The following is a 1,157-nucleotide window of genomic DNA, read 5'->3' on the forward strand; positions in this document are numbered from 1 at the left end:
AAACCGCACCTTAACGTGGGCACCATTGGTCACGTTGACCATGGCAAAACCACTCTGACGGCAGCGCTGACGAAAGTCTGTGCCGAAGCGTACGGCGGATCCGCTCGTGGCTTCGACCAGATCGACAACGCGCCAGAAGAAAAGGCTCGCGGTATCACCATCAATACCTCGCACGTAGAGTACGATTCTCCGATTCGTCACTACGCGCACGTTGACTGCCCTGGTCACGCTGACTATGTGAAGAACATGATCACCGGTGCTGCGCAGATGGACGGCGCTATCCTGGTTTGTTCCGCTGCTGACGGCCCTATGCCGCAGACTCGCGAGCACATCCTGCTGTCCCGTCAGGTAGGTGTTCCTTACATCGTCGTGTTCCTGAACAAGGCTGACATGGTCGATGACGAAGAGCTGCTGGAGCTGGTCGAAATGGAAGTGCGTGAGCTTCTTAGCGCCTACGACTTCCCAGGCGACGACACGCCGATCATCATCGGCTCTGCGCTGATGGCGCTGAAAGGCGAAGACGACAACGGCATGGGCGTCACTGCGGTGAAGAAGCTGGTTGAGACTCTGGATGCTTACATTCCAGAGCCTGAGCGTGCCATCGATAAGCCGTTCCTGATGCCGATCGAAGACGTCTTCTCGATTTCCGGTCGCGGTACTGTTGTGACTGGTCGTGTAGAGCGCGGCATCGTCAAGATTCAGGAAGAAGTGGAAATCGTCGGTATCAAGGATACCGTCAAGACCACTTGTACTGGTGTCGAGATGTTCCGCAAGCTGCTGGACGAAGGTCGTGCCGGTGAGAACGTGGGTGTACTGCTGCGCGGTACCAAGCGTGAAGACGTAGAGCGTGGTCAGGTACTGGCTAAGCCGGGCACTATCAAGCCGCACACTCAGTTTGAAGCTGAAGTGTACGTGCTGGGCAAGGATGAAGGCGGCCGTCACACGCCATTCTTCAAAGGCTATCGCCCACAGTTCTACTTCCGTACTACCGATGTAACTGGTTCGTGCGAACTGCCAGAAGGCATCGAGATGGTCATGCCTGGCGATAACGTCAAGCTGGTCGTCACTCTGATCGCTCCGATCGCCATGGAAGATGGTCTGCGCTTCGCGATTCGCGAAGGCGGCCGTACCGTTGGTGCCGGCGTGGTTGCCAAGAT

Annotated in this window: 1 protein-coding gene; it reads left to right on the forward strand. The window is 56.8% G+C overall.

Annotation, left to right across the window (positions count from 1 at the left end; all coding sequences use genetic code 11):
* A partial coding sequence (gene tuf / locus K787_RS0121550) for an elongation factor Tu (RefSeq protein ID WP_022964856.1) occupies positions 1–1,157 on the forward strand: 1,157 nt, incomplete at both ends.

It is taken from the genome of Halopseudomonas pelagia CL-AP6, from assembly GCF_000410875.1.
Taxonomy (GTDB): domain Bacteria; phylum Pseudomonadota; class Gammaproteobacteria; order Pseudomonadales; family Pseudomonadaceae; genus Halopseudomonas; species Halopseudomonas pelagia.